This is a genomic window from Micromonospora sp. NPDC007230 (assembly GCF_042869115.1).
Classification (GTDB): domain Bacteria; phylum Actinomycetota; class Actinomycetes; order Mycobacteriales; family Micromonosporaceae; genus Micromonospora.
The window spans coordinates 76,776-102,237 of sequence record NZ_JBIAFE010000013.1 but is presented as its reverse complement, the minus strand read 5'-3'; the positions used below and the strand labels follow the sequence as shown (position 1 = coordinate 102,237).

The window sequence follows — 25,462 nt, the reverse complement described above, 5'->3', positions numbered from 1 at the left end:
CACCACACCGAAAGGCGCCCAATGAACACCGTGTCAACCTCACCGGTCCCGGTCAGCGGCATCCTCGACACCCTCGACGACCACGCCCTGCTCCGGGTCGACGGCTACCTGCCCTCCGCTGCCGACGCGTACGTCACCGCCGCCCAACTGCGCCGCTACGGCCTACGTCGCGGCGACCTGATCACCGGCGCAGCCGCCGCCGGACCGCACCGGGGCCGACATGCCCCGTTGGTCCGGCTGGACACCATCAACGGGATGGAGCCGGATGAGGCGAAGCGCCGGCCGGAGTTCTACAAGCTCACTCCGCTGTACCCGCAGGAGCGGCTGCGGCTGGAGACCGAGCCGCACATCCTGACCACCCGGGTGATCGACCTGGTGATGCCGATCGGCAAGGGTCAGCGGGCGTTGATCGTCTCGCCGCCGAAGGCCGGTAAGACGATGGTGCTGCAGGCGATCGCGAACGCGATCACCCGCAACAACCCGGAGTGCCACCTGATGGTGGTGCTGGTCGACGAGCGGCCGGAAGAGGTCACCGACATGCAGCGGTCGGTGAAGGGCGAGGTCATCGCGGCCACGTTCGACCGTCCGCCGCAGGATCACACCACGGTGGCGGAGCTGGCGATCGAGCGGGCGAAGCGCCTGGTCGAGCTGGGGCACGACGTGGTCGTGCTGCTCGACTCACTGACCCGGCTGGGCCGCGCCTACAACCTCTCCGTGCGCTCGGCCGGCCGTACGCTCTCGGGTGGCGTCGACGTCGCCGCGCTCAACCCGCCGAAAAGGCTGCTCGCCGCTGCCCGCAAGGCCGAAGAAGGCGGTTCGCTGACCATCTTCGCGTCCGCGCTGGTGGAGACCGGCTCCGCCGCCGACACGCTCATCTACGAGGAGTTCAAGAGCACCGGCAACGCCGAGCTGCGGTTGGATCGGGCACTCGCCGACCGGCGTACGTATCCGGCCGTCGACGTCCGCGCCTCCGGTACCCGACGCGACGAGTTGCTGCTGGGCGACGGCGAGCGGCACCTGCTGCGCGGTCTGCGGTCCGCGCTGTCCCAACTGGATCGCCAGCCGGCCCTCGACCAACTGCTTCACCAACTGGCCGCTACCTCTGACAACCTGGCCTTCCTCGGCCGGCTGGGCACCGTCGTTCGTGCTTAGAGTGCTGCTGCCGCAGTGGTGGCGGGCGTGGCCGTCGCCTCGGCGATTCGCTGCCGAGGCGACGGACGGGCAGGCCGGTCTAGCAGCGTGGCACGTTGGGGATGAAGCCGTCGTGCCCGGTGAGCACGTACGCGTCGGCGATGTACCGGTTGGTGCCGATGCGGTTCCAGATGTTGCTCGTGCCGTAGGTGCCGGTCACGGTGGTGCCGGTGGTCTGGCAGTAGATGCTGACACTCGCGCCGTTGGCGACGGAGCCGACGATGGCATAGCTGGTCCCGGGCCCGGAGCGGACGTTGAGGGTCCCGGCCCCGCCGGTGTTCACCGTGCCGGTGCCGATGCCGGTCACGCCGTTCACCAGCTGCATGTAGTACGTCCAGTTCCAGTTCGGGCCGGGATCGGTGTGCGTCGCCCCGGGCACCTCGATGTGGCCGATGATGTGCGCCCGATCCTTCGGGATGCCGTACTTGTTCGCCAGGTTGCGGGTCAGCGCCGCCGAGGCGCGGTACATGGCGTCGGTGAACCAGCTGGCGTCGTCGACGTAACCCTCGTGCTCGATGCCGATGGACTGGGTGTTGTAGGTCCAGTTGCCGGCATGCCAGGCGATGTCCTTCTCCCGGACCGACTGGGTGACCGCCCCGTCGGAGGACCGGAACGTGTAGTGCGCGCTCACCTTGGCCGACGGGTTCTGGAACCAGCTGATCGACCCGGCGTAGGAGCCCTGGGTGACGTGGATGACCACGTAGTTGATCCGGTAGTCGGAGGGGCGGTTCGCCACGGTGTAGTTGCCGGAGTAGGCGGGCGCCCAGGCGGCGGGCCCGTAGTCGGTGCTCATGGTGCCGACGCCGCCCGTGCCGAGGGCCGGCACCCGGGCCAGTTCACCCCGCTGCGGCACGACCCGCCGGCCGGTGACCGTCACCGTGCCGTCCCTGCTGGACGTGAATCCGGCGACGAGCAGGTCGTAGACGGTGTCCGCGTAGAGCCGGGCGACTGCCGGGTCGGTCGCGCCGCCGTACCGGGCGACTGAGCCGTACCACCGGCCGATGTCCTTGCGGTCGGCGGCGGTCAGACCGGCCCGGTCGGCGTACGACCGCAGCACGGCGGCGGCGCCGGTGATGTTCGCGGCCGGGTCGGTGCGCAGTGCCGCGCGTTCGAGTCCCGTCAGCGTGGCCGCTTCGTCGAGGGTGCGCACGGACGGGTTGGTGGTCAGGTGCATCGGGCCGTAGCCACCCGACGCGCTCGGGGTGCCACCGTGCCCGTCCAGCCGGGTCTCGGCGTAGCCGAGCGCGACGAGCAGGTCCCGTGGCACGTCGTAGCGGGCGGCGGCGGTGGCGAAGGCGGCGCTCAGCGGGCTGGCCGCGGCGCCGCCCGGTGCGGCGAAGGCAGGCCCGGCGGCCAGGACGGGCGGGGCGGACAGCCCGAGGGTCAGGATCAGCATGGTGCCGACCAGACGATTCGGTCGGCGCAGCGGGAACCGAAGGCGCACAGTAGCTCCTTTCCGGATGACCGGACGTTTCCGGCCGGGAAAGCCGGGTGGCCGCACCGTACACTGTGACAGTCGTCGATGTATAGTTCTTGCGATCATGTCGATCGCCCCGGCGAAAACCTCCAGCAGGCCCGGTTGTACCTCGACACGAGGGACAACCCGCCGGCCGCCCGACGGGTAGGTTGCCGTTGGCGAGGCCTTCCACGGCCTGCCAGGACGGCTTGTGGCCAGCGGTTCAACAGGCGGGAGGACGTCGTGCCGGCGCAGCGCGCGGTGTTGGTCATCCCGGGCAGCGGTGGCTGCTGGCACCTGCCCCACCAGTTGTTCGCGGCCGATGCGGCGCGGCTTCGTGGTGCGCAGCTGCATCACGTGTCGTGGCGCGGCGAGGTGCCGACCGCGCCGGAGGCGCGGGGACCATGGGCGGCCGAACAGATAGCGGCGGCGCTGCGTGGACTACCGAGACCATTGATCATCGCCAGCTCGCTGGGCACCGTTGCCGCCGGTCTCGCCGCCGACCAGGGACTACCCGCGATCTGGATCACGCCGTTGCTGCACCGCCCGGAGGTCGTCGAGGGCCTTCGCCGGGCCAGCGCGCCCTGCCTGCTGATCGGCGGCACGGCCGACAGCAGCTGGCGCCCGGGTCTCGCCCGCGAACTGTCTCCGCACGTGTTCGAAGCAGACGGTGCTGATCACGGGCTGCGCGTACCGGGACCACTTGCGCGGTCGGCAGCGGTGCTGGGCGAACTGGCCACGGCGGTGGAGGACTTCCTCGACCGGGTTCTCTGGCCCGACGAGCGGCCGTAGCCGCGACGTCGCTCCCGCGCTCAACCGACAGCGGCTGCCCCGCCGGTCGGTCCGTCCTGGACCGGGCCGGCAGGAGCACTCACCGGGTCAGTCTCGCCGAGACCCAGTTGGCCGCCTGCTCGACCGCCCGCCGAGACTCGTCGGTGTGGTCCAGCATGTCGAACGCGTGGTGCCCGTTCGGTACGTCGATCACCTCCACCGGCACGCCGGTGTCGGCCGCCGCCTTGAGGAACACCGCGACCGTCCCGGCCACCGCGTCCGCCTCCAGACCGACCCGGGTGAGCAGCAGCGGCGGTACGGGCGTACCCGGCTCGGTGATCGCGGCGGACGGCTCGAATCGCGGGTCGACGCCCCAGCCCGGCATCGGCGCGAGGACCGGGTAGGTCAGCGCGACGGCCCGCAACCACGCGGGCCGCTCGCGGAGCCAGTCCGTGCTCAGCAGGCCCCCGCCGGAGAAGAACCAGAGGGCGATGCGCTCGGGGTCGACGCGCGGGTCGGCACGTACCCGCTCCACCGCCGAGGCGACGTCGAGGACAGCGGTCGCGCAATCGGTGGCCGGGCCCTGCGCGGTGGCAACCACCCGCATCCGGTGCTCCACGGTGACCGCGACCAGGCCGAGCGAGGCGAGCAGGTTGCCGTAGCCGCGATAGACGGGCCAGTCGCGCGGCGTCGCGTGAAGCTCGGGCGGGAGCGGGCCGCCATGGACGAGGATCACGGCGGGCCGCGGCTCGTCGCTCTCCGGTAGGTACCAGTCGAGGTTCGACTCGCGCTCGTGTCGACACTCGGCCGGGCTCAGCACGAAAGGGCGAAGGTAACCGGGCACCTCTTCCATGATCAGAGTCTGGCACATAGGGGCCGGTGGACGCTGTCCCCATTGGGCGAGCGGCCGGCCAGGAACACCTCGGCCTGGCAGCTCTGCACGGCGGTCAGTCGCGGGACCTGGGGGCGGTCAGCGGGCGGCGGTGCGCAGCAGTTCCGCCACTCGCCGGTGTGGGAGCCCGGGTACGAAATGCCCGTCGCGGCCGGTCATGTCGGTGCCCGCGACGAGGGCGTTGACGACGGCTTCCTCGACCGCCTGGACACCCGCCTCGTAGAACGGATCCAGGTGCCCCCACGGGACGAAGGCGAGCTGCTCGAGCCGTTCCGTCGACGGGCCGGGGTAGCGGCTGACGAGCGCGCCGGGGTTCGCGGTGGAGAAGGCCAGGAACAGGTCCCCGGAGAAGTGCGAGCCGCTGGTGCCGGTACGGGCCAGACCCAGCGGTACCCGCCGGGCCAGCGCGGTGCACTGACCGGGCAGCAGCGGCGCGTCGGTGGCGACGACGACGATCACGGAGCCCGCTCCCGGCGGCGGGGCGCCGCCCGGCATGGGCACCTCACCGCCGAGCAGCCGCCCGACGGGCACGCCGGCGAGCGTCAGCTCGGGACGCGCGCCGAAGTTCGCCTGCACGAGCACGCCGACGGTGTACGTGACGCCGGCGAAGCGGACGATCCGTGAGGCGCTGCCGGTGCCGCCCTTGAAGTCGTAGCACGTCATTCCGGTGCCGCCGCCGACCGATCCCTCCGGCACGGGGCCGCCGGTGGCGGCATCGAGTGCCGCGACGACGGTCGCCGGCCTGACGTGGTCGCCGTTGATGTCGTTGAGGCGACCGTCGAAGGTCTCGGCGACCACGGGCAGCAGCCAGGCGTCGCTGTCGGGACGCTCGCGCAGCATCCAGTCGATCGCGCCCCGGTGGCCGGCGCCGACCGCGTGCGTGTTGGTCAGGATGACGGGCGTGGCCAGGATACCGCTCTCGGCGATCCACGCGGTGCCGGTCATCTCTCCGTTGCCGTTGAGGACATGCACGCCGGCGGCGCAACCGTCCCGGACGCCGGAGCGCCCCCGGGGCAGGATGGCGGTCACGCCGGTGCGTACGGGCCCGTGCCCGACCCGCAGCGGCCCGTCGCCGGAGATGAGCGTCCGCATCCCCACTTCGACCCCGGGCACGTCGGTGATGGCGCCGAACGGCCCGCTCGTGCCCTGCCGGGGGAACCCGATCGCCCCGGCTCGCGCTCTCGCCGTCCGCTGCCCGGCAGCCTCCTGCTCCACGCGGTCAGTCTCTCAGCCCGACCGCGTCGAGCTTTCGCCGGAGGAGGGCGCGTTCGGGTTCGGTGCCGGCCAAGGCGAGCGCCGCGGCGTACGCCGCGGCGGCCTCGGCGTTGCGTCCCAGCCGGTGCAGCAGCTCCGCGCGGGCGGCCGGATAGGGATGGTGGCCACGCAGCTGGGGCTCGCCGGCGAGCGTGTCGAGCAGCGCCAGGCCGGCCTGCGGGCCGTCCCGCATGGCCACCGCGACGGCCCGGTTCAGCGCGACGACCGGTGACGGCGTCAACGCGTGCAGCACCTCGTACAGCGCCACGATCTGCGGCCAGTCCGTGCTGGCGAAATCGACCGCCTCGTCGTGCAGCGCGGCGATCGCGGCCTGCACCCCGTACGGCCCGGCCGGCCCGCCGGTCAGCGCCACCTCGACCAGCCCGCGACCCTCCTCGATCATCGCGCGGTCCCACCGGCCGCGGTCCTGCTCCTCCAGCAGCACCAGCGCGCCGTCCGGGCCGCTGCGCGACTCCCGCCGAGCATGGACCAGCAGCATCAGCCCGAGCAGCCCGGCGACCTCCCGCTCGCCGGGCAGCAGCCGGCGCAGGATCCGCGCCAGCCGGATGGCTTCCTCGGCCAGGCCCAGCCGCTGCAGGCTCGGGCCGGAGCTGGCCGCGTACCCCTCCGTGAAGATCGAATAGATGGCCTGGAGCACCACCGGCACCCGCTCGGGCAGCTCGTCCACGGCTGGCACCCGGAACGGGATACGGGCCTCGCGGATCTTCTTCTTCGCCCGGGTGATCCGCTTCGCCATCGTCTCGATCGGCACGAGGAAGGCCCGCGCCACCTCGGGCGTACTCAGCCCGGCCAGACAGCGCAGGGTCAACGCCACCCGGTCCTCGGCGGGAAGGGCCGGGTGGGCGCAGGTGAAGAACAACTGCAGCCGCTCGTCCGGTAGCTCGCCGCCGGCGTCCGCGGGTGGGACGGGATCGGCCCGGTCCGCGTCCACCTGCAGCAGCGCGAGCCGTGCCGCGTACGCGCGATCGCGCCGCAGCCGATCGACGGCCCTGCGCCGTGCCGTGGTCATCAACCAGGCCCCCGGCTTCGGCGGGACGCCGTCGACCGGCCAGTGCGCCAGCGCCGCCTCGACCGCCTCGGAGGCCGCCTCCTCGGCCAGGTCGAGGTCGCCGAACCGGCGGACGAGCGCCGCCAGCAGCCGGCCGTGTTCCTCGCGGAACACCGCCTCCACCGACGCCGGCGACGCCTCGCCCGCCATCCCGGAGCCAGCAGGCGCCACCCTCAGACCCCGAACTCGGCGACCGGCCGCACCACGACGGATCCGCCCCCACGCGCGCCCGGGCAGCGGGCGGCCCAGTCCAGAGCGACGTCAAGGTCCGGTACGTCGATGACGTAGAAGCCGCCGAGCACCTCCCGGCTCTCGGCGAACGGGCCGTCGGTCACGATCTGCCGGCCGTCCTGCCCGACCCGCACCACCGTGGCCGTGACCAGGTCCGCCAGCGACTCCCCGGAGACGAAGATCCCCGCGTCCCGCACCTGCTTGTCAAAGGCGATCCAGTCCTGGAAATCACAGCCGGCGGCCTGCCCGTCCCCGTCGACCGCCCCGGCGTTGATCAGCAGCATGTACTTCATGTCCAAACTCCTTGCTATCCCGTTGTCGGGTACGGCGGGCCGCCGTACGCCATAACCACGGATGGGACATGGCCTGATGGACACGCCCGGTAGGAATTTTCTCGCAGAGACGCTCCGCTTCCTTGGGCGAGGTCACCGAGTTGGCTGCCCGGCCAGGCACGCCAGTATCCCGTCCGTCCCGGTTCACCAGCGGCGCTCAGCCGGTCTCGGGGCGGCAGTCGGCCTTCGTCCGGCCGGCCGCGTAGCGGATGCCGCCGAGCAGGTAGGCCCGGAACGCCGCCTCACCGTAGGAGGCCTGGGTGTGCCCGCCGCCGGTGTAGAAGGCGCGGCCGCCGGCGTACGACTTGCACCAGGCGTGCGGGTGGTCCCTTCCCATCGAGCCGCCGGAGTATGACGACTCGTCCAGGCTGGCGAGCACGTGCGCCGTGGTGCGGGCGTTGGTGCGGTAGTCGTACCACTCGTCGGTGCGGAGCCAGGCCGCCGGCAGGTGGGCGGTGGCGGGATGCGTCCGGTCCTCGACGGTGATGGTGGCCGGTTGGACGGCGGGGTGGGAGGCGAACCAGGCGCCGACGAGGTTGCCGTAGAACGGCCAGTCGTACTCGGTGTCGGCGGCGGCGTGCACCCCGACGAAGCCGCCGCCGGCGCCGATGTACGACTCGAAGGCGACCTGCCGGGTGGGGTCGAGCACGTCGCCGGTGGTGTTGAGGAAGACCACCGCCTCGTATCTGGCGAGGTTGTCGGCGGTGAACTGCGCGGCGTCCTCGGTGGCGGTGACGGTGAAGTTGTTGGCCGCCCCGAGGTCGCGGATGGCCTGGATGCCGGCCGGGATGGAGTCGTGCCGGAAGCCGGCGGTCTTGGTGAACACCAGCACGTCGTAGCGGGCGTCGGTGGCCGCTGTCCGGGTGACCGGGGTGGTGCAGGCGACGGTGGCGAGGACAGCGGTGGCCGCGCCGAGGGCCGGTCGGAGGTGTCTCATCTCGCTCTCCAGGGGCCGTACGGGGTGCCGGGCCGGGACGTCGCCAGTATGCGCCGCGCGGTTCCGCGCGCCGTTACGCTGGGAGAATCACCCCTTGTGGGGGTGAGGCAGGCCGGGGTGGCCTGACAGCTTGAGAGGCAACCGATGACCAGCGAGGAAGCCCGCCCTGGCCTGGCACCCGGTGCCCGCTCCCCGGTGGGCACCATGTTCGCGGCGCTGTACGGCGAGCTGGCACCGCATCCGTGGCGGAACCCGGACGCCGACCCGGATGCGTACCTGCTGTTCTACGACAGGTCGCTCGCGATGAGCTGGCTCGACGACATCGGCGGGGTGCTTCGGAAGACCGCCTGGGGCATCGAGGAGCGACCGGTCGGGGCGGCGGGCCTGTGGGGCATGAACGACGCCGGGCAAGCTCACCCGCGCGCCGCTTCAGAGGCGTCACTGGCCGCATGGTTCCAGGTGGGGGTCGAGGCGGTGCCCGGCGATCGGCCGCTGCCGGTGCAGCCGTTCCTCCGCTGCGCCGGCGACGCCGTGGCGCGGATCGGCACCTTGCAGCTGCGGGCCGTGCAGGTGTTGTTACCCGTCCAGGGCCTCGACCCCGGGTCGCGCCCGGAATATGCCCAGATACCTTCGGTCCGCACCGCCCGGTGGTTCGGCGGCGGTGACCCGCGGTCGAGGACGCCGGTGCGGGTCACGCTCGACAGCGGCCAGGCGGCGTCCTTCCTCTCGGCGGCCTCGGAGATGCGCGACCGGATGAGCGGGCTGGACCAGGACGTGTTCGTGTGCGAGTCGCAGTCCCTGGCCGATCACCATCCGCTGGCCATGACGACCCCGTTCGACGACAGGCTCTGGAACGGCCCGCCGCTGCACCGCGTGACCTTTCACGGGACGCTCACCGAGTGGTCACTGGATGCGCTCGGCTGGCTGGGCGGCTTCCTCGCCGACCTGGGCGCTCGGCACGGGGTCACCACCCCGCTGCTGCTCACCGCCAGCCGGGCATAGGCACGGCTGTCGGTTATCGGCGCTGCTCCCAGTCGGCGCGGGTGAGTACGTACTCGACCTCGCCGTGTTCGGAGCCTTCGATCGCGTCGGGCCAGTCCCCGGTGAAGTTCCGCAGGAACGACAGACCCGCCTTCGCCATCACCCGCCGGGACCGGCTGTTGACCGCCATGGTGTTCGCGGTGACCCGCTCCACGCCGAGGTCGGTGAACCCTTTGCTGATCAGGGCCCGCGATCCTTCCGTGGCGTAGCCCTTGCCCCAGGCGGCCTGGTTCAGCCGATAGCCGAGTTCGACCACCTCGGGGTTGTGCTCGTCGAGGGGACGGAACTCGAACCATCCCAGGAAGGTGCCGGTGGCCTTCTCCTCGGCCGCCCAGTAGCCACGGGTACCGAAGCACGGGTAGTCGTGCAGGAGGCGCGGCAGGATCCGTTCCTGGATGGTGTCGCGACTCGTCGGCCGGCCACCGTTGATGAAACGCATGACGTCGGGGTCGTTGTCCAGGGCGACCAGGTGTTCGACGTCGGCGTCGGTGAACGGGCGCAGCACGAGCCGTTCGGTTTCCAGGAAGGCACTCACGCCGCGATCTTCACCGGCGTGGGCCGGTCCCGCCACCGGATATCGGCGTTTCGTCAGAATGCTCGGGGCGCCGGCTGATCCGGCCGGCCCGCGCAGGTCTGGTGCCTGACTTGCCGGGCCTGGCAGCTGTTCAGGTGTTGAAACCGAAATGTCTAGAAGTTGGCGGGAGTCCACAACTGCAGTTGGCGGATGTCCACAACTTTCGCCGTCCCCCGGTGGCGGGTCCGACGATTTGCCTACCGGCCGGTAGCGGACAAAGTTGTGACGGGGACCCCTGCCCCGAGGGAGCCCCCATCATGTTGTGAACGCACTTTTGGGAGGCTTACTCGGTGTTCAGCCGCATCGCCATCGTCAACCGGGGAGAGGCCGCCATGCGGCTGATCCACGCCGTTCGCGAGCTCAACGCCGAGACCGGGGCCCCGCCAATCGAGACCATCGCGCTCTACACCGACGCCGAGCGCACCGCCACCTTCGTCCGCGAAGCGGACGACAGCTACTGCCTCGGGCCCGCGTCGGCGCGCCCGTACCTGAACCACAGCATCCTCGAACGTGCGCTGGTCGAGACGCGCGCGGACGCGGCGTGGGTGGGCTGGGGCTTCGTCGCCGAGGACCCGGCGTTCGCCGAACTCTGCGAGAAGGTCGGTGTCACCTTCATCGGTCCGAGCGCGGGCGCGATGCGTGAGCTCGGTGACAAGATCGGCGCGAAGCTGATCGCCGAGGAGGTCGGCGTCCCGGTGGCGCCGTGGAGCCGCGGCGCGGTGGAGAGCCTGGACGCGGCCAAGCGCGCGGCGGCCGACATCGGCTACCCGCTGATGCTCAAGGCGACCGCGGGCGGTGGCGGCCGGGGCATCCGGGTCGTCCGCAGCGAGGAGGAACTCACCGACGCCTACGAGCGCACGAGCCTGGAGGCCGAGCGCGCGTTCGGTAGCGGCGTGGTGTTCCTGGAACGCCTGGTCACCGGCGCACGGCACGTCGAGGTGCAGGTGATCGCCGACGGTCAGGGCACCGCGTGGGCGCTGGGGGTCCGGGACTGCTCGGTCCAGCGGCGCAACCAGAAGGTCATCGAGGAGTCCGCCTCCCCCATTCTCACCCCCGACCAGACCCGCGAGCTGAAGGCGGCGGCCGAGCGGCTCGCGCTGGCCGTGAACTATCGCGGTGCGGGCACCGTCGAGTTCCTCTACCACCCCGGCGACCAGCTGTTCGCCTTCCTCGAGGTCAACACCCGGCTGCAGGTCGAGCACCCGATCACCGAGGCCACCACCGACTTCGACCTGGTCAAGGCCCAGATCCACGTGGCCGCCGGCGGCCGGCTCGGGGAACGGATCCCGGCCGAGGCCGGCCATGCCGTCGAGGCTCGGCTCAACGCCGAGGACCCCGACCGGGACTTCGCGCCGTCGCCCGGCCGGATCGTCCGGCTGGCGCTGCCCAGCGGCCCCGGCATCCGGGTGGACACCGGGGTCAGCGAGGGCGACGTGATCCCGGCGGACTTCGACTCGATGATCGCCAAGATCATCGCCTACGGCCGCACCCGCGACGAAGCGCTGGGCCGGCTGCGCCGCGCGGTGGCCGAGACCACCGTGATCATCGAGGGTGGCGCCACCAACAAGAGCTTCCTGCTCGATCTGCTCGACCAGCCCGAGGTGATCGACGCCAGCGCGGACACCGGGTGGATCGACCGGGTCCGGGCACAGGGCCGCCTGGTCTCCACCAAGCACTCCGGCATCGCGCTGGCCGCGGCGGCGATCGAGGCGTACGAGGACGAGGCGCTCGTCGAGCAGCAGCGGCTGCTGTCCACCGCCCACGGCGGCCGCCCGCAGGTCCAGCACGAGAGCGGCCGGCCGGTCGACCTCAAGCTCCGCGGCGCGAGCTACCGGGTGACCGTCGCGCAGACCGGGCCGCACCGGTTCCGGGTCGGCATCGGCGAGGCGTCCGCGGTGGATGCCGAACTCGATCGGTACGACGAGCACACCGGCCGGATCCTGGTGAACGGCCGGCAGTTCCGGCTCGTCACCCACACGCACGGGCCCGTCCACCTGGTCGAGGTGGATGGCATCACGCACCGTGTCAGCCGCGACGAGGGCGGCGTGCTGCGCTCCCCCGCGCCCGCGCTGGTCGTCGCCACCCCACTCGAAGTCGGGGACGAGGTCGAGGCGGGCGCGCCCGTGCTCGTCCTGGAGAGCATGAAGATGGAGACCGTGCTGCGCGCGCCGTTCCGGGCGAAGCTGCGCGAGTGCCAGGTCTCCGTCGGCAGCCAGGTGGAGGCCGGCGCCCCGCTGCTGCGCCTGGAACCGGTCGGCGACGAAGCCCCGGGCGAGGCCGCAGAGGGCGAGGCCGTCGACCTGGAGCTGCCGTCCGAGCCGGCCGGCCTGTCCGCCGAGGCCCGGGTCGCCCGCGGCATCGCCGACCTGCGCAGCCTGCTGCTCGGCTACGACCTCGACCCCCGCGACGAGCGTCGGGCGCTGTCCCACTACCTGGCCGCGCGGTCCGAGCTCACCCGGCCTCCGCTGGAGGAAGAGGTCGAGCTGCTGCAGCTGTTCGCCGACCTGTCCGAGCTCAGCCGCAACCGGCCGGTCGGCGAGGAGACCAGGGCCGACACCCGGGTACACAGCCCGCGCGAATACTTCCACGCCTACCTGCAGTGCCTTGACGTCGAGCGCGCCGCGCTGCCGGACACCTTCCGCAACCGGCTGGCCCGGGTGCTCGCCCACTACGGCGTCAAGGACTTCGAGCGCACGGCCGCGCTGGAGGAGGCCGTGTTCCGGATCTTCCTTGCGCAGCGACGGGCGTCGGCCGATGTCTCGGTGATCGTGACGTTCCTGCAGCAGTGGCTGACCGAGCCGCTGCCCGGTGACGGACTGCGCGAGCTGGTCGGGCAGGCGCTGGAGCATCTGATCTTCGCCACCCAGCTCCGGTTCCCGGTGGTCGGCGACCTGGCCCGCAGCATCGTGTTCCGGTGGGCGGCCCAGCCGATGCTGCGCCGCAAGCGTGCCGAGGTGTACGCGGGCGTCCGTAGCCACCTGCGCTACCTCGACCGGCACCCGGACGCGGCCGACCGCGCCGAGCGGATCACGACGATGGTCGCCTCGCCCGAGCCCCTGGTCCGGCTGCTCGGTCAGCGCGTCGGCAAGCCGGGTGCCGACCACGGCCCGATGCTCGAAGTGCTCAGCCGGCGCTACTACGGCAACCGCGGCGCGAGCGACGCGCGAACGGTCGAGGTGACGGGGCGCTCGTTCTTCACCGCGGAGTACGACCGCGACGGCGAGCGCTTCCGGCTGATCGCGGCGGCCACGGACTTCGCCGAGCTGCCGGCGACCCTGGCAAAGGTCGCCGAACTGTCCGGCTCGGACTCCGGCGACGGCTCTGGCCCGGCGTCTCCGACGGCGCGCCGCGACCCGGAGCCGTCGGTCGCCGATGTGTACCTGACCTGGGCCGACCAGCCCGAGACGGAGGCGATGGCCGCGACGCTGCGGGAGATCGTCGACCGCGCCGGACTGCTGGACGTGCTCCAGCGGGTGACGGTGTCGGTGGCCGGGCGCAACGGCACGCCGATGCACCACCAGTTCACGTTCCGACCGGGCGTGGGCGAGGACCGGGTCATCCGGGGGCTGCACCCGCTGATCGCCGAGCGCCTGCAGCTGCCGCGGCTGCGGAACTTCGACCTGACCCGGCTGCCGTCCGCGGACGAGGAGGTCTACCTCTTCCATTGCGTCGCCCCCGACAACCCGGCCGACGAGCGGCTGGCGGCGATGGCCCAGGTCCGTGATCTGACGCCACTGCGCGACGCCGACGGCCGGATCCTCGCGCTGCCCGCGGTCGAGGGCGCGCTGGACGCGTGTCTCGACGCGATCCGCAAGGTCCAGGCGCAGCGGCCGGCGAAGAAGCGGTTCGACACCAACCGGATCACCATTTACGTCTGGCCGCCGAACGAGCTGACCATGGAGGAACTGGACGCCGTCGCCCAGCGCGTGCTGCCGATCACGGCCGGCGCGGGCCTGGAGGAGGTGCTGTTCCTCGGCCGGCAACGCGACGGGGTCACCGGCGAGCTGACCGACATCGCGGTCCAGATCTCCTACGACGCGGGCATGCGGGTGTCGGTCACCGAGCCGACGGACGAGCCGATCCAGCCGCTGGACGACTACCGGCAGAAGGTGCTCTCGGCGCGGCGCCGCGGCACGACGTACCCGTACGAGCTGACCGAGATGCTGGCCGGTCAGCGCGGCACCTTCACCGAGTACGACCTGGACGACACCGGCGCGCTGGCCCCGGTCGACCGGCCGAAGGGGCACAACAAGGCGGGCATCGTCGCCGGTGTGGTGAGCACGCCGACCGAACGGTATCCCGAAGGCGTCACGCGGGTGGTGCTGCTCGGCGATCCGACCAAGGCGCTGGGCGCGCTGGCCGAGCCGGAATGCGCGCGGGTGATCGCCGCACTCGACCTGGCCGAGCGGATGCGCGTACCGGTCGACTGGTTCGCGCTGTCGGCGGGCGCGCGGATCTCGATGAGCTCGGGCACCGAGAACATGGACTGGGTGGCCGCCGCGCTCAAGCGGATCGTGGAGTTCACCCAGCAGGGCGGCGAGATCAATATCGTGGTCGCCGGGATCACCGTGGGCGCCCAGCCGTACTGGAACGCTGAAGCCACGATGCTCATGCACACCAAGGGCATCCTGGTGATGACGCCGGACTCGGCGATGGTGCTGACCGGCAAGCAGTCGCTGGACTTCTCCGGCGGGGTGTCGGCCGAGGACAACTTCGGCATCGGCGGCTACGACCGGGTGATGGGCCCCAACGGCCAGGCCCAGTACTGGGCGCCGGACCTGCGGGCCGCCCGCAACCTGCTGATGACCCACCACGACCACACCTACATCGCGCCCGGCGAGACCCGGCCGCGGCGGGCGGTCACGGCCGACCCGGTCGACCGGGACATCTCCGACTACCCGCACGCGGTGCCGGACAGCGACTTCACGACCGTCGGCGAGATCTTCTCCCGTGAGCGCAACCCCGACCGGAAGAAGGCGTTCGACATCCGTACGCTGATGCGGGCCCTGGCCGACCAGGATCACGCGGTCCTGGAGCGCTGGGCGGGCATGGCCGACGCCGAGACCGCGGTGGTGCAGGACGTGCACCTCGGCGGCATCCCGGTCTGCCTGCTCGGCATCGAGTCCCGGTCGGTGCCGCGGCGCGGGTTCCCGCCCACCGACGGCCCGGACACCTACACCGCGGGCACGCTGTTCCCGCGCTCGTCGAAGAAGGCCGCGCGGGCGATCAACGCGGCGAGCGGGAACCGGCCGCTGGTCGTGCTGGCGAACCTGTCCGGGTTCGACGGCTCGCCGGAGTCGATGCGGCAGTTGCAGCTGGAGTACGGCGCGGAGATCGGCCGGGCGATCGTGAACTTCGAAGGGCCGATCGTGTTCTGCGTGATCTCGCGGTATCACGGCGGCGCGTTCGTGGTGTTCTCCAAGGCGCTCAACCCGAACATGACCGTGCTCGCGGTGGAAGGCTCGTTCGCGTCCGTCATCGGCGGGGCGCCCGCGGCGGCCGTGGTGTTCGCCGGCGACGTCAACGCCCGGACGGCAAAGGATCCGCGGGTGGCCGAACTGGAGGCGCGCATCGCCGCGGCGACCGGTGGGGAGCGGGCGGCGCTGATCACGCAGCTCATGGACGTCCGGGCCACGGTCCGGGCGGAGAAGCTGGGCGAGGTGGCCGCCGAGTTCGACGGCGTGCACAGCATTCAGCGAGCGGTCGAGGTCGGCTCGGTGGATGCCATCATCCGGCCGGAGGAACTGCGCCCGCAGATCATCGCGGCCGTCGAGCGCGGCCTCGCCAGCGCCTCCGATGGCAACCGGCCCCGCCATCAGCGGGTCTGATCGGCGTAACCACCGCCAAGCGGCCCGGCGCATCATCGCGCCGGGCCGCTTCGTCGCGGCGGCCGCTGTCGGCTGGTCCATGGGTGGTCCGCCAACCTGGCGGGCGACGCAGAGTTACGGCGCCAACTACCCTGATCGCCGTGACCACGATCGAGGAGCTTGAGCGGGACGTCTGGCCGGATCCTGGCCCGGACGACACCTTTCTCGTGAGACGCTGCCTCGAGCTACGACGCAAGCCGTTGGCCGAGTTCACGGTCGAAGACCTGCGCATCATGCTCGGTCAGCAGATTGGCGTGCCGGCGCTGCTGCCGCTCGCGGTGCGGGTCCTGCTCCGCGATCCCTTGGCCGAGGGCGACTACTATCCGGGCGACCTGCTCTCCAACGTGCTGCGGCTACCCGACTCGGCATGGTCGACGCTACGACCGGAACGGCAGCAACTGGCCTCGGTGCTGGCTGAACTCGTTGCCGGTCCCCCGTTCTCCGAACCTGGCCTCAGGCCTCGCGACCCGGACCGGCTGCTCCGCGACGCCATCCTGCGGTTTCTCTGATCGCGGAGAGCGAATCCGTCGTCGGCCTGCAGACCACGGAATGACAGCGCGACTCGGCCGCGGCAGCCGGTAGGGTCCCGCCATGCGCGTGCACCAGTACGTCTACTTCAAGTTGGCCTCCCGCCAGGTTCCAGCCGCCGAGATCACCGCCAGGCTGGGCGTCGAGCCCGACGAGGTGACCGTCCGAGGCAGCCGCCAGACCGAACCGCCCGTACCTGTCTGTCACACCTGGCGGATCGTCTGCCGCAAGCCTGGCTTGGCGGTGGACGAGCAGATCGACCAAGTTCTTGATCGGCTGTCCGACCATGCCGACCGCATCGGTGAGCTGGTGGCCGAGCTCTTTCAAGACGACGAGAACGTGGGCTTCAGCGTCCTACAGGTCGTGCGGGTCTTCGAACACCCCGACGGCGAGGACGAGGACCTCACCAGCCCGGTCGAAGGCCTGCGGAAGCTACCCGGGCAACACCAGCTTCTCGGCTGGCACCTCGACGCCAGAGTCCTGAGCTTCCTCCGACGTACCCACGCCGTGTTGGACATTGACGAATACGCCTACGGTTGACCGCACGCCGGGACGGTGGCAGATGTCAGTCCGCGTACGCCCGCACCTGCCCCCGGACGGTGATGGCGACCCGGGTGCCGGCGGTCAGGCCGTTGTCCTCGTCCAGCATCCGCGCGGTCAGCACCGTGCCGTCGTCGAGGCGGACCGTGGTCAGCGCGTCGTGGCCGTGAAAGTCCTGTCGCACCACGGTCGCCGGCGCCCCGCCGGACGGGGTCAGCCGGATCTGCTCGGGCCGGACAAGGACGGTCGCCGCGCCCCGGGCGGCGGACCCGCGCAGCGGCAGCCGGCCGAGCGGGGTGGTCGCCACGTCGGCGTCGACGGTGGCCGGGAGCAGCACGGCCTCCCCCACGAACCGGGCGACCCACGGGGTGGCCGGGTCCCGGTAGACCGCTGCGGGAGCGCCGCACTGGACGATCAGCCCGGCGTCCATGACCGCGACCGCGTCCGCCATGGACAGCGCCTCGCCCTGGTCGTGGGTGACCAGCACGCCGGTGGCGCCGTCGGCGCGCAGCGCCTGTCGCACGTCAGCGCGCAGCTCGGCGCGCAGCCGGGCGTCCAGGGCGCTGAACGGCTCATCCAACAGCACCAGCGCTGGCCGGGGAGCCAGCGCCCGGGCGATGGCGACCCGTTGCTGCTGGCCGCCCGACAGCTGGTGCGGCATCCGCGCGCCGTACGCGGCGAGACCGACCAGCTCGAGCGTTTCCTCGACCCGGCCGGAGCGGCGGGCCGCCCGGTCCAGCCCGTAGCCGACGTTGTCGGCGACGGACAGGTGTGGGAACAGTGCCCCCTCCTGTGGGACGACGGCCACGCCGCGCCGGTGTGGCGGCACATTCAGCCGGTTGCCCGCGACCGTCCGGCCGGCCACGGCGATCGTGCCCGCATCGGCGCGCTCGAATCCTGCCACGCAGCGCAGCAGGGTGGTCTTGCCGCAGCCGGACGGTCCCAGCACCGCCAGCAGCGTCCCGCGGGTGACGTCGAGGTCGACGCCGGCCAGGGCGGGCACCGGGCCGTAGGACTTGGCCAGGCCGGTTACGGTCAGCATGCTGTCGGTCATCGGGTGGCTCCGGTTCGGGTGAGTCCGGTGCGGGCTGCGAGCAGCCAGGTGGGCACGGCGGCGAGCGCGACGAGGATGGCGGCGTACGGGGCCGCGGCGGCGTACGCGGCGGTGGACGTGTGGGTCCACAGCTCGGTGGCCAGGGTGTCCATCCCGGTCGGGCGCAGCAGCAGGGTGGCGGGGAGTTCCTTCATGCAGGTGAGGAAGGTCAGCGCCGCCCCGGCGCCGACGCCGGGCAGGGTGAGCGGCAGGGTCACGGTGCGGAACACCGTGAACGGGCCGCGCCCGAGGGACCGGGCGGCCTCCTCGACGGCGGGCGGGCTCTGCGCGGCGGCGGAGGCCACCGCGCCGACGGCCAGCGGCAGGAAGAGCGTCGCGTACGCCAGGGCGAGCAGCCAGGCGCTCTGGTAGAGCGGGTACGCCACGTTGACCGCGAAGAACACCAGGGACAGGCCGATCACCACGCCGGGCAGGGCGTGGGCCAGGTAGGTGAGCCGGTCGAGGGCGGTGGCGACCGGTCCCGGGGCTCGGGCGGTGAGCAGGCCCAGGGGCAGGGCGAGAAGCATGGTCAGCGCGGCGCCGGCGAGGGAGACCGACAGGGACGCGCCGGCGGCGGCGGCGATCTCGGCGACGGAGCCGGGGCGGGACACCCCGGCCGCGAGCCACCGGGCCAGGCCGGCGGCCGGCACGCCGAGGGCGAGCCCGTTCACCGCGAGCAGGCCGGCCAGCGCCGGCGCGCGCCACCGGGCCAGCCGCAGCCGTACGGGGGGTCGGACGGCGGTGCTGGCGTATCGGGCGTCGCGGGTGCGGGTGGTGAGCTCGGCGCCGATCAGCAGGACGGTGAGCAGCACCAGCACGGTGGACAGCACCAGCGCGCCGGTGCGGTCGAAGCCGAGGTTGAACGCGGTGAAGATGGCCCGGGTGAAGGTGTCGACCCGGACGATGGAGACGGCGCCGAAGTCGCTGAGCACGTACAGGGCGACCAGCAGCGAGCCGGCGGCGACGGCCGGGCGGATCTGGCGCAGGGTGACGCCGAAGAGGGTGGCCCACGGTCCCTTCCCCAGTGACCGGGACACCTCTTCCTGGCCGGGGTCGGTCCGGTTGAGGGCGGCGACGGCGGGCAGGAACACGTACGGGTAGGAGCAGACGGTGAGCAGCAGGGCGGCGGCCCAGAAGCCTTCGAATCCGGTGACGGTGGCGGTCCAGGCGAAGCCGGCCACGTAGGTGGGGACGGCCAGCGGCAGCGCGGCGAGGACGCCGAAGAACCGCCGGCCGGGCAGGTCGGTGCGGGTCACCAGGAGCGCGGTGCCGACGCCGAGGACGGCGCAGGCGGCGGTGACCACGGCGGCGAGGGCGAGGCTGCGTCCGGCGAGCACGGCGACCCGGGCGGTGAACAGCTCGGCGACGATTCGCTCACCGCCCGCCTCGGCGGTCCGTACGGCGAGGTAGACCAGCGGTAGCAGGGCGACCGCGACGGCGGCGGCCGAGGCGGCGGTGAGCGCCGGGCGGCGGATCAGCCGGCGCGGCGACCGTCGGGTGGCGCCCCGACGGTCGCCGGCCAGGATGGTGCTCAGGCCAGCCCCGCTTCCTTGATCATGGTGACGGTGGCGTCGAGCGTGTCGAGGTCGTTGAGGTCGATCTTCGGGGCCTCGAGGGCGGCGAGCTGCGGCAGGCCCGGCGCGGCGGGTACCCCGGCCGCCAGGGGGTACTCGAAGGTCTGGGTGGCGAAGTAGGTCTGCGCCTCGACGCCGAGCAGGTAGTCGACCAGCGCCCGGGCGTCCGGGTCCGTGCCGGCCCGCTCCAGCAGGCCGACGCCGGCGGCGTTGACCAGGCCGCCGGTGTCGCCGTCCGGGAAGAAGTGCAGCTTCGCCTTCAGCACGTCGGGGCTGCCGCCGCGCTCCTTGGCCAGCTCGTACACGTAGTAGTGGTTGACCAGGCCGACGGCGAGGGTGCCGGCGTCGATGTCGGCGACGATCTGGACGTTGCCCTCCCGGACCTGCGGCTGGTTGGCCTTGAGGCCGGTGAGGAACTCGCGGGCCTTGGCGTCGCCGTGCTGCACCCGTAGGGCGGTGACGAAGGCCTGGAAGGAGCCGTTGGTGGGCGCGAGGCCGATCTTGCCCTGCCACTTCGGATCGGTCAGCTCGAACACGCTCTTCGGCAGGTCGGCGGCGCGGACCTGGTCGGCGTTGTAGGCCAGGACGCGGGACCGGCCGCTGACGCCGACCCACAGGCCGTCGGCGTCGCGGTAGGTGGCCGGGACCCGGTCGAGCTGCTCGGCGGGCAACACCGCGAAGAGTCCGGCCTTGCTGACCGCGCCGAGCGCGCCGGCGTCCTGGGCGAAGAACGCGTCGGCGGGGCTGCGCTTGCCCTCCTCCAGCAGCTGGGCGGCCATCTGCGAGGTGGTGCCGTAGCGGACGTCGACGGTGATGCCGGTGGCCTTTTCGAACTTCTCCAGCACCGGCTTGACGAGGGCTTCGCTGCGGCCGCTGTAGACGGTGAGCCGCTTGTCGCCGGGCTTGCCCGGGTCGCTGTCGGAGCCACCGCACGCGGTCAGGGACAACAGGCCGGCGAGGGTGCCGGCCAGGACGAGACTGAGACGCTTTCGCACAGGTAAGGCTTACCTTACTCAGCCCCTTCGATGCAAACCACCCCCCGTTGGAATTTAGGTGAGGCTCCCCTAACCTGTCGGCCATGCGCGTCCTCCCCGACACCGGGCCGGCGCCGTTCGTCCGCGCCCTGGCCGGGCACGGCGACCGGCCGGCAGTGATCACCGCCGACGGTCGGCTCAGCTACGCCGAACTGGCCGAGCGGGTCGACGCGCTGGCCGCCCGGCTCGGGCCGGTCCGCCGGCTGGTGCTGCTCGCCGGCGCGAACCGGGTCGACGAGCTGGTCGCGTACCTGGCGGCGCTGGCCGGCGGGCACCCCCTGCTGCTGGTGCCCGGGGACCACGACGCCGCGGCCACCGAACTGACCCGGGCATACGACCCGGATGTCGTGATCCGCCGCGTCGACGGGGAGGTCGTCCTCGACGAGCGCCGCCCCGGCAGCCGGCACGAGCTGCATCCCGAGCTGGCGCTGCTGCTCAGCACCTCCGGGTCGACCGGCTCCCCCAAGCTGGTCCGGCTGTCGTCGGCGAACCTGCAGGCCAACGCCGAAGCGATCGCCGAGTTCCTCGACATCCGGGACACCGACCGGGCCGCCACCACCCTGCCGCTGCACTACTGCTACGGCCTGTCGGTGGTGAACAGTCACCTGCTGCGCGGGGCGGCCCTGATCCTCACCGGGCTCTCCGTCACCGACCGCTGCTTCTGGGAGCTGTTCCGCGCCGAGCAGGGCACCAGCCTGGCCGGCGTGCCGTACACCTTCGACCTGCTGGACCGGGTCGACTTCGACCGGGTGCCCCTGCCCCACCTGCGCCACCTCACCCAGGCCGGCGGCCGGCTCGACCCGGAACGGGTGGCCCGATACGCCGCCCTCGGCCGCCGCCGCGGCTGGCGGTTCTTCGTCATGTACGGCCAGACCGAGGCCACCGCCCGGATGGCGTACCTGCCGCCGGAACTGGCCGAGCACCGGCCCGAGGCGATCGGCGTGCCGATCCCGGGCGGCTCGTTCCGGCTGCGTCCCCTGCCGGACCGCCCCGAACCGGACACCGGCGAGCTGGTCTACGCCGGACCCAACGTGATGCTCGGCTACGCCGAGCGGCCGAGCGACCTGACCCTCGGGCGCACCCTGGCGGAACTGCACACCGGGGACGTGGCCCGACGCGGGCCGGACGGGCTCTACGAGATCGTCGGACGGGTCGCCGACTTCGCGAAGATCTTCGGCCTGCGGGTCGACCTGCGCCGCGTGGAGGAGCACCTGCGGCAGGCCGGCGTCGAGGCGTACTGCGTCGGCACGGACCGCGAGCTGGTCGTCGCCGCGACCGGCGCCCACCACCCCGACCGGGTGCGGCGCCTGGCCGCCGCCGCGGCGGGCCTGCCGGCCCGCGTGGTCCGCGCGCACCCGCTGGCCGAGCTGCCCCGGCTGGTCAACGGCAAGCCGGACCTGGCGGCCGTCCGTGCCCTCGCCGCGCCGCCGGCGGCGGCCACCGTACCCACCGGGACCGGCCCGGAACAGCTCTGCCGGCTCTACGCCGAGCTGCTCGACCAGCCCGAGGTCGGCCCCGACCAGAGCTTCGTCGACCTCGGCGGCGATTCGCTGTCCTACGTGGAGGCGTCCATCCGGCTGCAGGAACTTCTCGGGGACCTGCCCGCCGACTGGCACACCGTCCCCATCCGGGACCTGGCTCGGCCGGTGCCGGACCGGCCGGCTCCACGTCGGGTGCTGGAGACCGGCGTGGCGCTACGGGCGCTGGCGATCGTCGTCATCGTCGGCTCGCACATCCCGCTCTTCACCGTCAAGGGCGGCGCGCACCTGCTGCTCGCCGTCGCCGGGTTCAACTTCGCCCGCTTCCAGCTCACCGCCGCGCCCCGGCAGGAGCGGATACGCGCCGCCCTGCGCACGGTCGGCCGGATCGTGCTGCCGTCGGTGGCCTGGATCGCCGCGGCCGGCGCCGTCACCGGCGACTACACGCTGACCAACGTGCTGCTGCTCAACAGCGTCCTCGGCCCGCACGACGGGGCCACCGAGTGGCAGTTCTGGTTCATCGAGGCGTTGGTGTACATCCTGCTCGCCGCGGCAGCACTCCTGGCGGTCCCGGCACTGGACCGGTTGGAACGACGGCTGCCGTTCGGGCTCCCACTCGCGCTGGCCGCGCTCGGCCTCGTCACCCGGTACGACCTGCCGGGGCTGACCTCCCACGGTCACGTCCCGTCCGCGATCCTGGTGTTCTGGCTGTTCGCCCTCGGCTGGGCGGCGGCCCGGGCCCGCGCGACCGGCCAGCGGGTGGTGGTCACCGCCATCGCGCTGATCACGGTGCCCGGCTTCTTCGGACAGCCGCTGCGGGAAGCGTTCATCGCAGCCGGGTTCGCGCTGCTGATCTGGGTACCCAGGCTGCCGAGCAGTCGGTCCGTCAACCGGGTGGCGGGGCTACTGGCCAGCAGTTCGCTGTACATCTACCTCATCCACTGGCAGGTGATGCCACTGGTCGGCCCGTGGTCGCGAGGCGCGGCGCTGGTCGTGTCCCTGGCCGTCGGGGTCGGTTGCGCGGCGCTCGCCCGGCTGGCGGCGCGCCGGCTACGCGCGTCCCACCGCGCACAGCGGGCCCGATCAGTGCGCTCCCACGCCCTGCCGCCCCGCGCCGCGCAGAGCTGGAGCTTCGCGCCGTCGTTGCCGTTCCACTCGGTCAGCAGGGCAGTCAGGCCAGCGCGGGCGACGGCACGGCACGGCGCGCATCCAGCAGGTCGACGCGGGTCGCCATGAACACGTCCAGCTCGGCCACCCGCCAACCGGCTGCGAGCAGGAGGCGGACTGCGGGGTGCGGCGCCGGCAGGCACAACTGCGCGTACCCGTTCACGCTGTCGAGCGAAGCGAGGACCGCCAGCACGCTGTCGGCAACCTGGGTGTCGGTGAGACGCGGGTCCGATGCCAGGTGCACCAGGCCGTAGCCCGCGCCCTCCCCCGCCGCGGTCCCGGCGGCCCGTGGCTGGCCGTCAAGCGCCGCGACCAGCGCTTCTCCATTCGGCCGCCGGGCCCATGCGTGATGGTCGTCGGCGCGGTCCAGGCCCGTCCAGCCCGCCTCGAACGCAGCGATCGTATCCGCCGAGGACGGCTCGACAGTCCAACCAGCAGGCGGCCGCACGGTACGGGCATCGCCGGTCAGATACAGCAGCGGCCACCAGGCGTCCAGACCGAAACTCGTGTAGAGCGGCAGCGCATGTGGGTGCTGGCTGCTGAACGTCATCCGCAGGGTGTTTCGCTCGGGCCACAGCTCGGCGAGCAGCGCCCTGCCATGGCCGCGGCCATGGTGCGACGGGTCGACGAACAGATCGCACAGCATCGAGGTCACGCCAGCGCGGCCGGCGATGTCCCGGGTCGCACCGAATCCGGCAACCCGGTCGTCATCGATCGCGACAACGACTTGCCCGTACCGCAGCAGGTGCCCGACGTACGCGGGGTCTGCGCCGGTCCATTCGCCTCGCTGACCCGCCGCCTCCGCGACACGCGCGATGGCATCGAGATCACCATCGGTGGCACCGCGAACCATCAGGACAGGATCTCTCCTCATCCGCCACATCCTGCCCGACCAGCACGTAGGCATTCAGTGGATCTGGAGGGCGCATTTCGGTTGCTCAGGCGAAATCAGTTGGCGGGCTTGCCGAACCAGCGAGAGAGGTGGTCGTCCAGGTCCTGCTGATCGTCGCCGATCCAGGCGACGTGGCCGTCGGGGCGTAGCAGGACGCACGGAACATCCAGTACCGCAGTGGGATCCCCGAGGTAATCGACCCGGTCCGACCAGCCGCCGACGGTCAGGCGTTCGGTGCGGTCCAGCAGCAGGCCGCGGCCGCGATGCAGCAGACCGTAGAGGTGGCCCTGTTTCACGTCGATGTCGCGCAGGCGGCGGCCGAGCAGGTCGGGGCCTGCGCCGAAGTCGTAGCGGATGCCGATCGCGGTGATCTTCTCGATCAGATAGCGGTTCACCTCGTCGAAGTCCATCAGTTCGGTGAGCAGCCTGCGCACGGCCTGCGGGCCCGGTTCGGTGGACAGCAGTTCCATCTGGGCGCGGGTGTTGTCCAGCACGTCCGCGGCGACCGGATGGCGTTCGGCCTGGTAGCTGTCCAGCAGGGTTTCCGGCGCCCAGCCGCGGATCTGTGCGGCCAGTTTCCAGCCGAGGTTGAACGCGTCCTGAACGCCCAGGTTGAGGCCCTGTCCGCCGGTGGGTGGATGGACGTGTGCCGCATCGCCGGCCAGCAGCACCCGCCCGACCCGATAACGTTCGGCCAGCCGGGTGGCATCCCCGAAGCGGGACAACCAGCGCGGGGAGTGCACGCCGAAATCGGTTCCGGCGATAGTGTGCAGCGCTTGTTTGAAATCCTCGAGGGTGGGCGGTTCCGCGCGATCGCTGACTCCCTCTGCAGGGACGACGACGCTGTAGACTCCTGCGCCGAAGGGCCGGAGCCAGAATGGCTTGTGGGTCTCGTTGATTTCGGTCACCTTGGCGGCGATGTCCGCCTGCGGCACACCCACCTCCATCTCGCCCATCAGCGTCTCGGTCCGCGAGGGCTCGCCGGGGAAGCCGACGCCGAGCAGTTTGCGCACCGTACTGCGCCCGCCGTCACAGCCGACGAGATAGCGCGAACGCAGCCGTTCCCCGTCGGCCAGCTCGACGGTCACACCGTCGTCGTCCTGCTCGAAGTCGGCCACCGCACAACCGCGCCGGACCTGCGCACCCAGTGCGATCGCATGTTCTTCTAGCAGGCGTTCGATGACCGGCTGCGGGATGCCCAGCAGATAGGCGTGCGCGGAATCCAGGCCCTTGGGCGCGGGTTTGTTGATGGCGGCGAAGAAGCCACCGGCCGGACGCTGTCTTCCGTGTTCGCGAATGCGCTCCAGCAGTCCGCGCATTGCCATCAGCTCGATACTGCGAATATGCAGACCGACTATGCGGACGAACGACTTGGGCTCGGTTTCCTTCTCCAGGACGAGTACCCGCACGTCGTGCAGCCGCAGTTCGGCGGCCAGCATCGCACCAGTCGGCCCGCACCCGGCAATGATCACGTCGAACATGAGGGGCGCGCGATCGGTGCCGGAGGCCGGCGATGGGAGTCCGGAAACGTCGCTCGCGGT

The 25,462-nt window shown here is 72.0% G+C and carries 17 protein-coding genes and 2 pseudogenes; 7 read left to right on the top strand and 12 right to left on the bottom strand.

Going from position 1 to position 25,462, the window contains the following annotated elements; translation table 11 throughout:
* Window positions 1–12 precede the first annotated feature (12 nt).
* A pseudogene (gene rho, locus ACFYML_RS19820) lies at window positions 13–1,152 on the top strand (transcription termination factor Rho); the annotation flags it as partial.
* Between the two features lie 79 nt (window positions 1,153–1,231).
* Here rho and ACFYML_RS19815 read toward each other — a convergent pair.
* The gene (locus tag ACFYML_RS19815; RefSeq protein WP_387422014.1) at window positions 1,232–2,635 is read right to left on the bottom strand and encodes an N-acetylmuramoyl-L-alanine amidase; all 1,404 of its coding nucleotides are present in this window, start codon (window positions 2,633–2,635) and stop codon (window positions 1,232–1,234) included.
* Window positions 2,636–2,890: 255 nt separating this feature from the next.
* On the opposite strand from ACFYML_RS19815, the gene ACFYML_RS19810 reads away from it, so the two are divergent.
* Window positions 2,891–3,439: an alpha/beta hydrolase gene (locus ACFYML_RS19810; RefSeq protein ID WP_387422013.1), complete on the top strand. Its 549-nt coding sequence runs from the start codon at window positions 2,891–2,893 to the stop codon at window positions 3,437–3,439.
* A 79-nt stretch (window positions 3,440–3,518) separates the two neighbouring features.
* Here ACFYML_RS19810 and ACFYML_RS19805 read toward each other — a convergent pair whose 3' ends face one another.
* From ACFYML_RS19805 to ACFYML_RS19785, 5 genes and pseudogenes are all read right to left on the bottom strand, one after another.
* Window positions 3,519–4,271 carry an alpha/beta hydrolase gene (locus tag ACFYML_RS19805; protein ID WP_387422012.1) on the bottom strand — a complete coding sequence of 251 codons (753 nt, stop codon included), beginning with the start codon at window positions 4,269–4,271 and terminating at the stop codon, window positions 3,519–3,521.
* 117 nt (window positions 4,272–4,388) lie between these two features.
* Window positions 4,389–5,525: a P1 family peptidase gene (locus tag ACFYML_RS19800; protein ID WP_387422011.1), complete on the bottom strand. Its 1,137-nt coding sequence runs from the start codon at window positions 5,523–5,525 to the stop codon at window positions 4,389–4,391.
* Between the two features lie 4 nt (window positions 5,526–5,529).
* Window positions 5,530–6,783 (bottom strand): RNA polymerase sigma factor, encoded by a 1,254-nt coding sequence (locus ACFYML_RS19795; protein WP_387422133.1) that lies wholly within the window; start codon window positions 6,781–6,783, stop codon window positions 5,530–5,532.
* Window positions 6,784–6,806: 23 nt separating this feature from the next.
* A complete protein-coding gene (locus tag ACFYML_RS19790; protein ID WP_387422010.1) occupies window positions 6,807–7,157 on the bottom strand; it encodes a YciI family protein in 351 nt (116 codons plus the stop codon).
* 143 nt (window positions 7,158–7,300) lie between these two features.
* Window positions 7,301–8,133: pseudogene (locus ACFYML_RS19785) on the bottom strand (ThuA domain-containing protein); the annotation flags it as partial.
* Window positions 8,134–8,277: 144 nt separating this feature from the next.
* On the opposite strand from ACFYML_RS19785, the gene ACFYML_RS19780 reads away from it, so the two are divergent.
* The gene (locus ACFYML_RS19780; protein ID WP_387422009.1) at window positions 8,278–9,135 is read left to right on the top strand and encodes a hypothetical protein; all 858 of its coding nucleotides are present in this window, start codon (window positions 8,278–8,280) and stop codon (window positions 9,133–9,135) included.
* 13 nt (window positions 9,136–9,148) lie between these two features.
* Here ACFYML_RS19780 and ACFYML_RS19775 read toward each other — a convergent pair whose 3' ends face one another.
* Complete coding sequence (locus ACFYML_RS19775; protein WP_387422008.1) at window positions 9,149–9,709, bottom strand: GNAT family N-acetyltransferase; 561 nt, start codon at window positions 9,707–9,709, stop codon at window positions 9,149–9,151.
* A 329-nt stretch (window positions 9,710–10,038) separates the two neighbouring features.
* Here ACFYML_RS19775 and ACFYML_RS19770 point away from each other — a divergent pair, with 329 nt between their 5' ends.
* The 3 genes from ACFYML_RS19770 (at window position 10,039) to ACFYML_RS19760 (ending at window position 16,683) form a co-directional block, all read left to right on the top strand.
* A complete protein-coding gene (locus tag ACFYML_RS19770) occupies window positions 10,039–15,576 on the top strand; it encodes a carboxyl transferase domain-containing protein (RefSeq protein ID WP_387422007.1) in 5,538 nt (1,845 codons plus the stop codon).
* Between the two features lie 140 nt (window positions 15,577–15,716).
* Complete coding sequence (locus ACFYML_RS19765) at window positions 15,717–16,124, top strand: contact-dependent growth inhibition system immunity protein (RefSeq protein ID WP_387422006.1); 408 nt, start codon at window positions 15,717–15,719, stop codon at window positions 16,122–16,124.
* 82 nt (window positions 16,125–16,206) lie between these two features.
* The gene (locus tag ACFYML_RS19760) at window positions 16,207–16,683 is read left to right on the top strand and encodes a DUF4279 domain-containing protein (RefSeq protein ID WP_387422005.1); all 477 of its coding nucleotides are present in this window, start codon (window positions 16,207–16,209) and stop codon (window positions 16,681–16,683) included.
* 25 nt (window positions 16,684–16,708) lie between these two features.
* Here ACFYML_RS19760 and ACFYML_RS19755 read toward each other — a convergent pair whose 3' ends face one another.
* Genes ACFYML_RS19755 through ACFYML_RS19745 form a run of 3 tightly spaced genes read right to left on the bottom strand, consistent with a single transcriptional unit; the run spans window position 16,709 to window position 20,345 of the window.
* Window positions 16,709–17,737, bottom strand: a complete 1,029-nt coding sequence (locus tag ACFYML_RS19755; RefSeq protein WP_387422004.1) for an ABC transporter ATP-binding protein — start codon at window positions 17,735–17,737, stop codon at window positions 16,709–16,711.
* A complete protein-coding gene (locus tag ACFYML_RS19750; protein WP_387422132.1) occupies window positions 17,734–19,254 on the bottom strand; it encodes an ABC transporter permease in 1,521 nt (506 codons plus the stop codon). The genes ACFYML_RS19755 and ACFYML_RS19750 overlap by 4 nt, the downstream gene beginning before the upstream one ends.
* Window positions 19,255–19,307: 53 nt before the next feature.
* Entirely contained in the window at window positions 19,308–20,345 is a 1,038-nt protein-coding gene (locus ACFYML_RS19745; RefSeq protein WP_387422002.1) for an iron ABC transporter substrate-binding protein, read from the bottom strand.
* An 83-nt stretch (window positions 20,346–20,428) separates the two neighbouring features.
* Here ACFYML_RS19745 and ACFYML_RS19740 point away from each other — a divergent pair, with 83 nt between their 5' ends.
* A complete protein-coding gene (locus ACFYML_RS19740; protein WP_387422001.1) occupies window positions 20,429–23,098 on the top strand; it encodes an AMP-binding protein in 2,670 nt (889 codons plus the stop codon).
* Here ACFYML_RS19740 and ACFYML_RS19735 read toward each other — a convergent pair.
* Both ACFYML_RS19735 and rox read right to left on the bottom strand, forming a co-directional pair.
* A complete protein-coding gene (locus ACFYML_RS19735) occupies window positions 23,034–23,882 on the bottom strand; it encodes a GNAT family N-acetyltransferase (protein WP_387422000.1) in 849 nt (282 codons plus the stop codon). The genes ACFYML_RS19740 and ACFYML_RS19735 overlap by 65 nt on opposite strands.
* A 95-nt stretch (window positions 23,883–23,977) precedes the next feature.
* Window positions 23,978–25,402, bottom strand: coding sequence for a rifampin monooxygenase (gene rox / locus ACFYML_RS19730; protein WP_387422131.1), 1,425 nt, complete (start codon window positions 25,400–25,402; stop codon window positions 23,978–23,980).
* Between the last annotated feature and the right edge of the window lie 60 nt (window positions 25,403–25,462).

What these genes read in the sequence shown, in the direction of transcription:
- ACFYML_RS19805 (WP_387422012.1), bottom strand. Translation starts at nt 4,271, where the DNA reads ATGGAAGAGGTGCCCGGTTACCTTCGCCCTTTCGTGCTGAGCCCGGCC.
- ACFYML_RS19795 (WP_387422133.1), bottom strand. Translation starts at nt 6,783, where the DNA reads ATGGCGGGCGAGGCGTCGCCGGCGTCGGTGGAGGCGGTGTTCCGCGAG.
- ACFYML_RS19790 (WP_387422010.1), bottom strand. Translation starts at nt 7,157, where the DNA reads ATGAAGTACATGCTGCTGATCAACGCCGGGGCGGTCGACGGGGACGGG.
- ACFYML_RS19780 (WP_387422009.1), top strand. Translation starts at nt 8,278, where the DNA reads ATGACCAGCGAGGAAGCCCGCCCTGGCCTGGCACCCGGTGCCCGCTCC.
- ACFYML_RS19760 (WP_387422005.1), top strand. Translation starts at nt 16,207, where the DNA reads ATGCGCGTGCACCAGTACGTCTACTTCAAGTTGGCCTCCCGCCAGGTT.
- ACFYML_RS19755 (WP_387422004.1), bottom strand. Translation starts at nt 17,737, where the DNA reads ATGACCGACAGCATGCTGACCGTAACCGGCCTGGCCAAGTCCTACGGC.
- ACFYML_RS19740 (WP_387422001.1), top strand. Translation starts at nt 20,429, where the DNA reads ATGCGCGTCCTCCCCGACACCGGGCCGGCGCCGTTCGTCCGCGCCCTG.
- ACFYML_RS19735 (WP_387422000.1), bottom strand. Translation starts at nt 23,882, where the DNA reads ATGGTTCGCGGTGCCACCGATGGTGATCTCGATGCCATCGCGCGTGTC.
- rox (WP_387422131.1), bottom strand. Translation starts at nt 25,402, where the DNA reads ATGTTCGACGTGATCATTGCCGGGTGCGGGCCGACTGGTGCGATGCTG.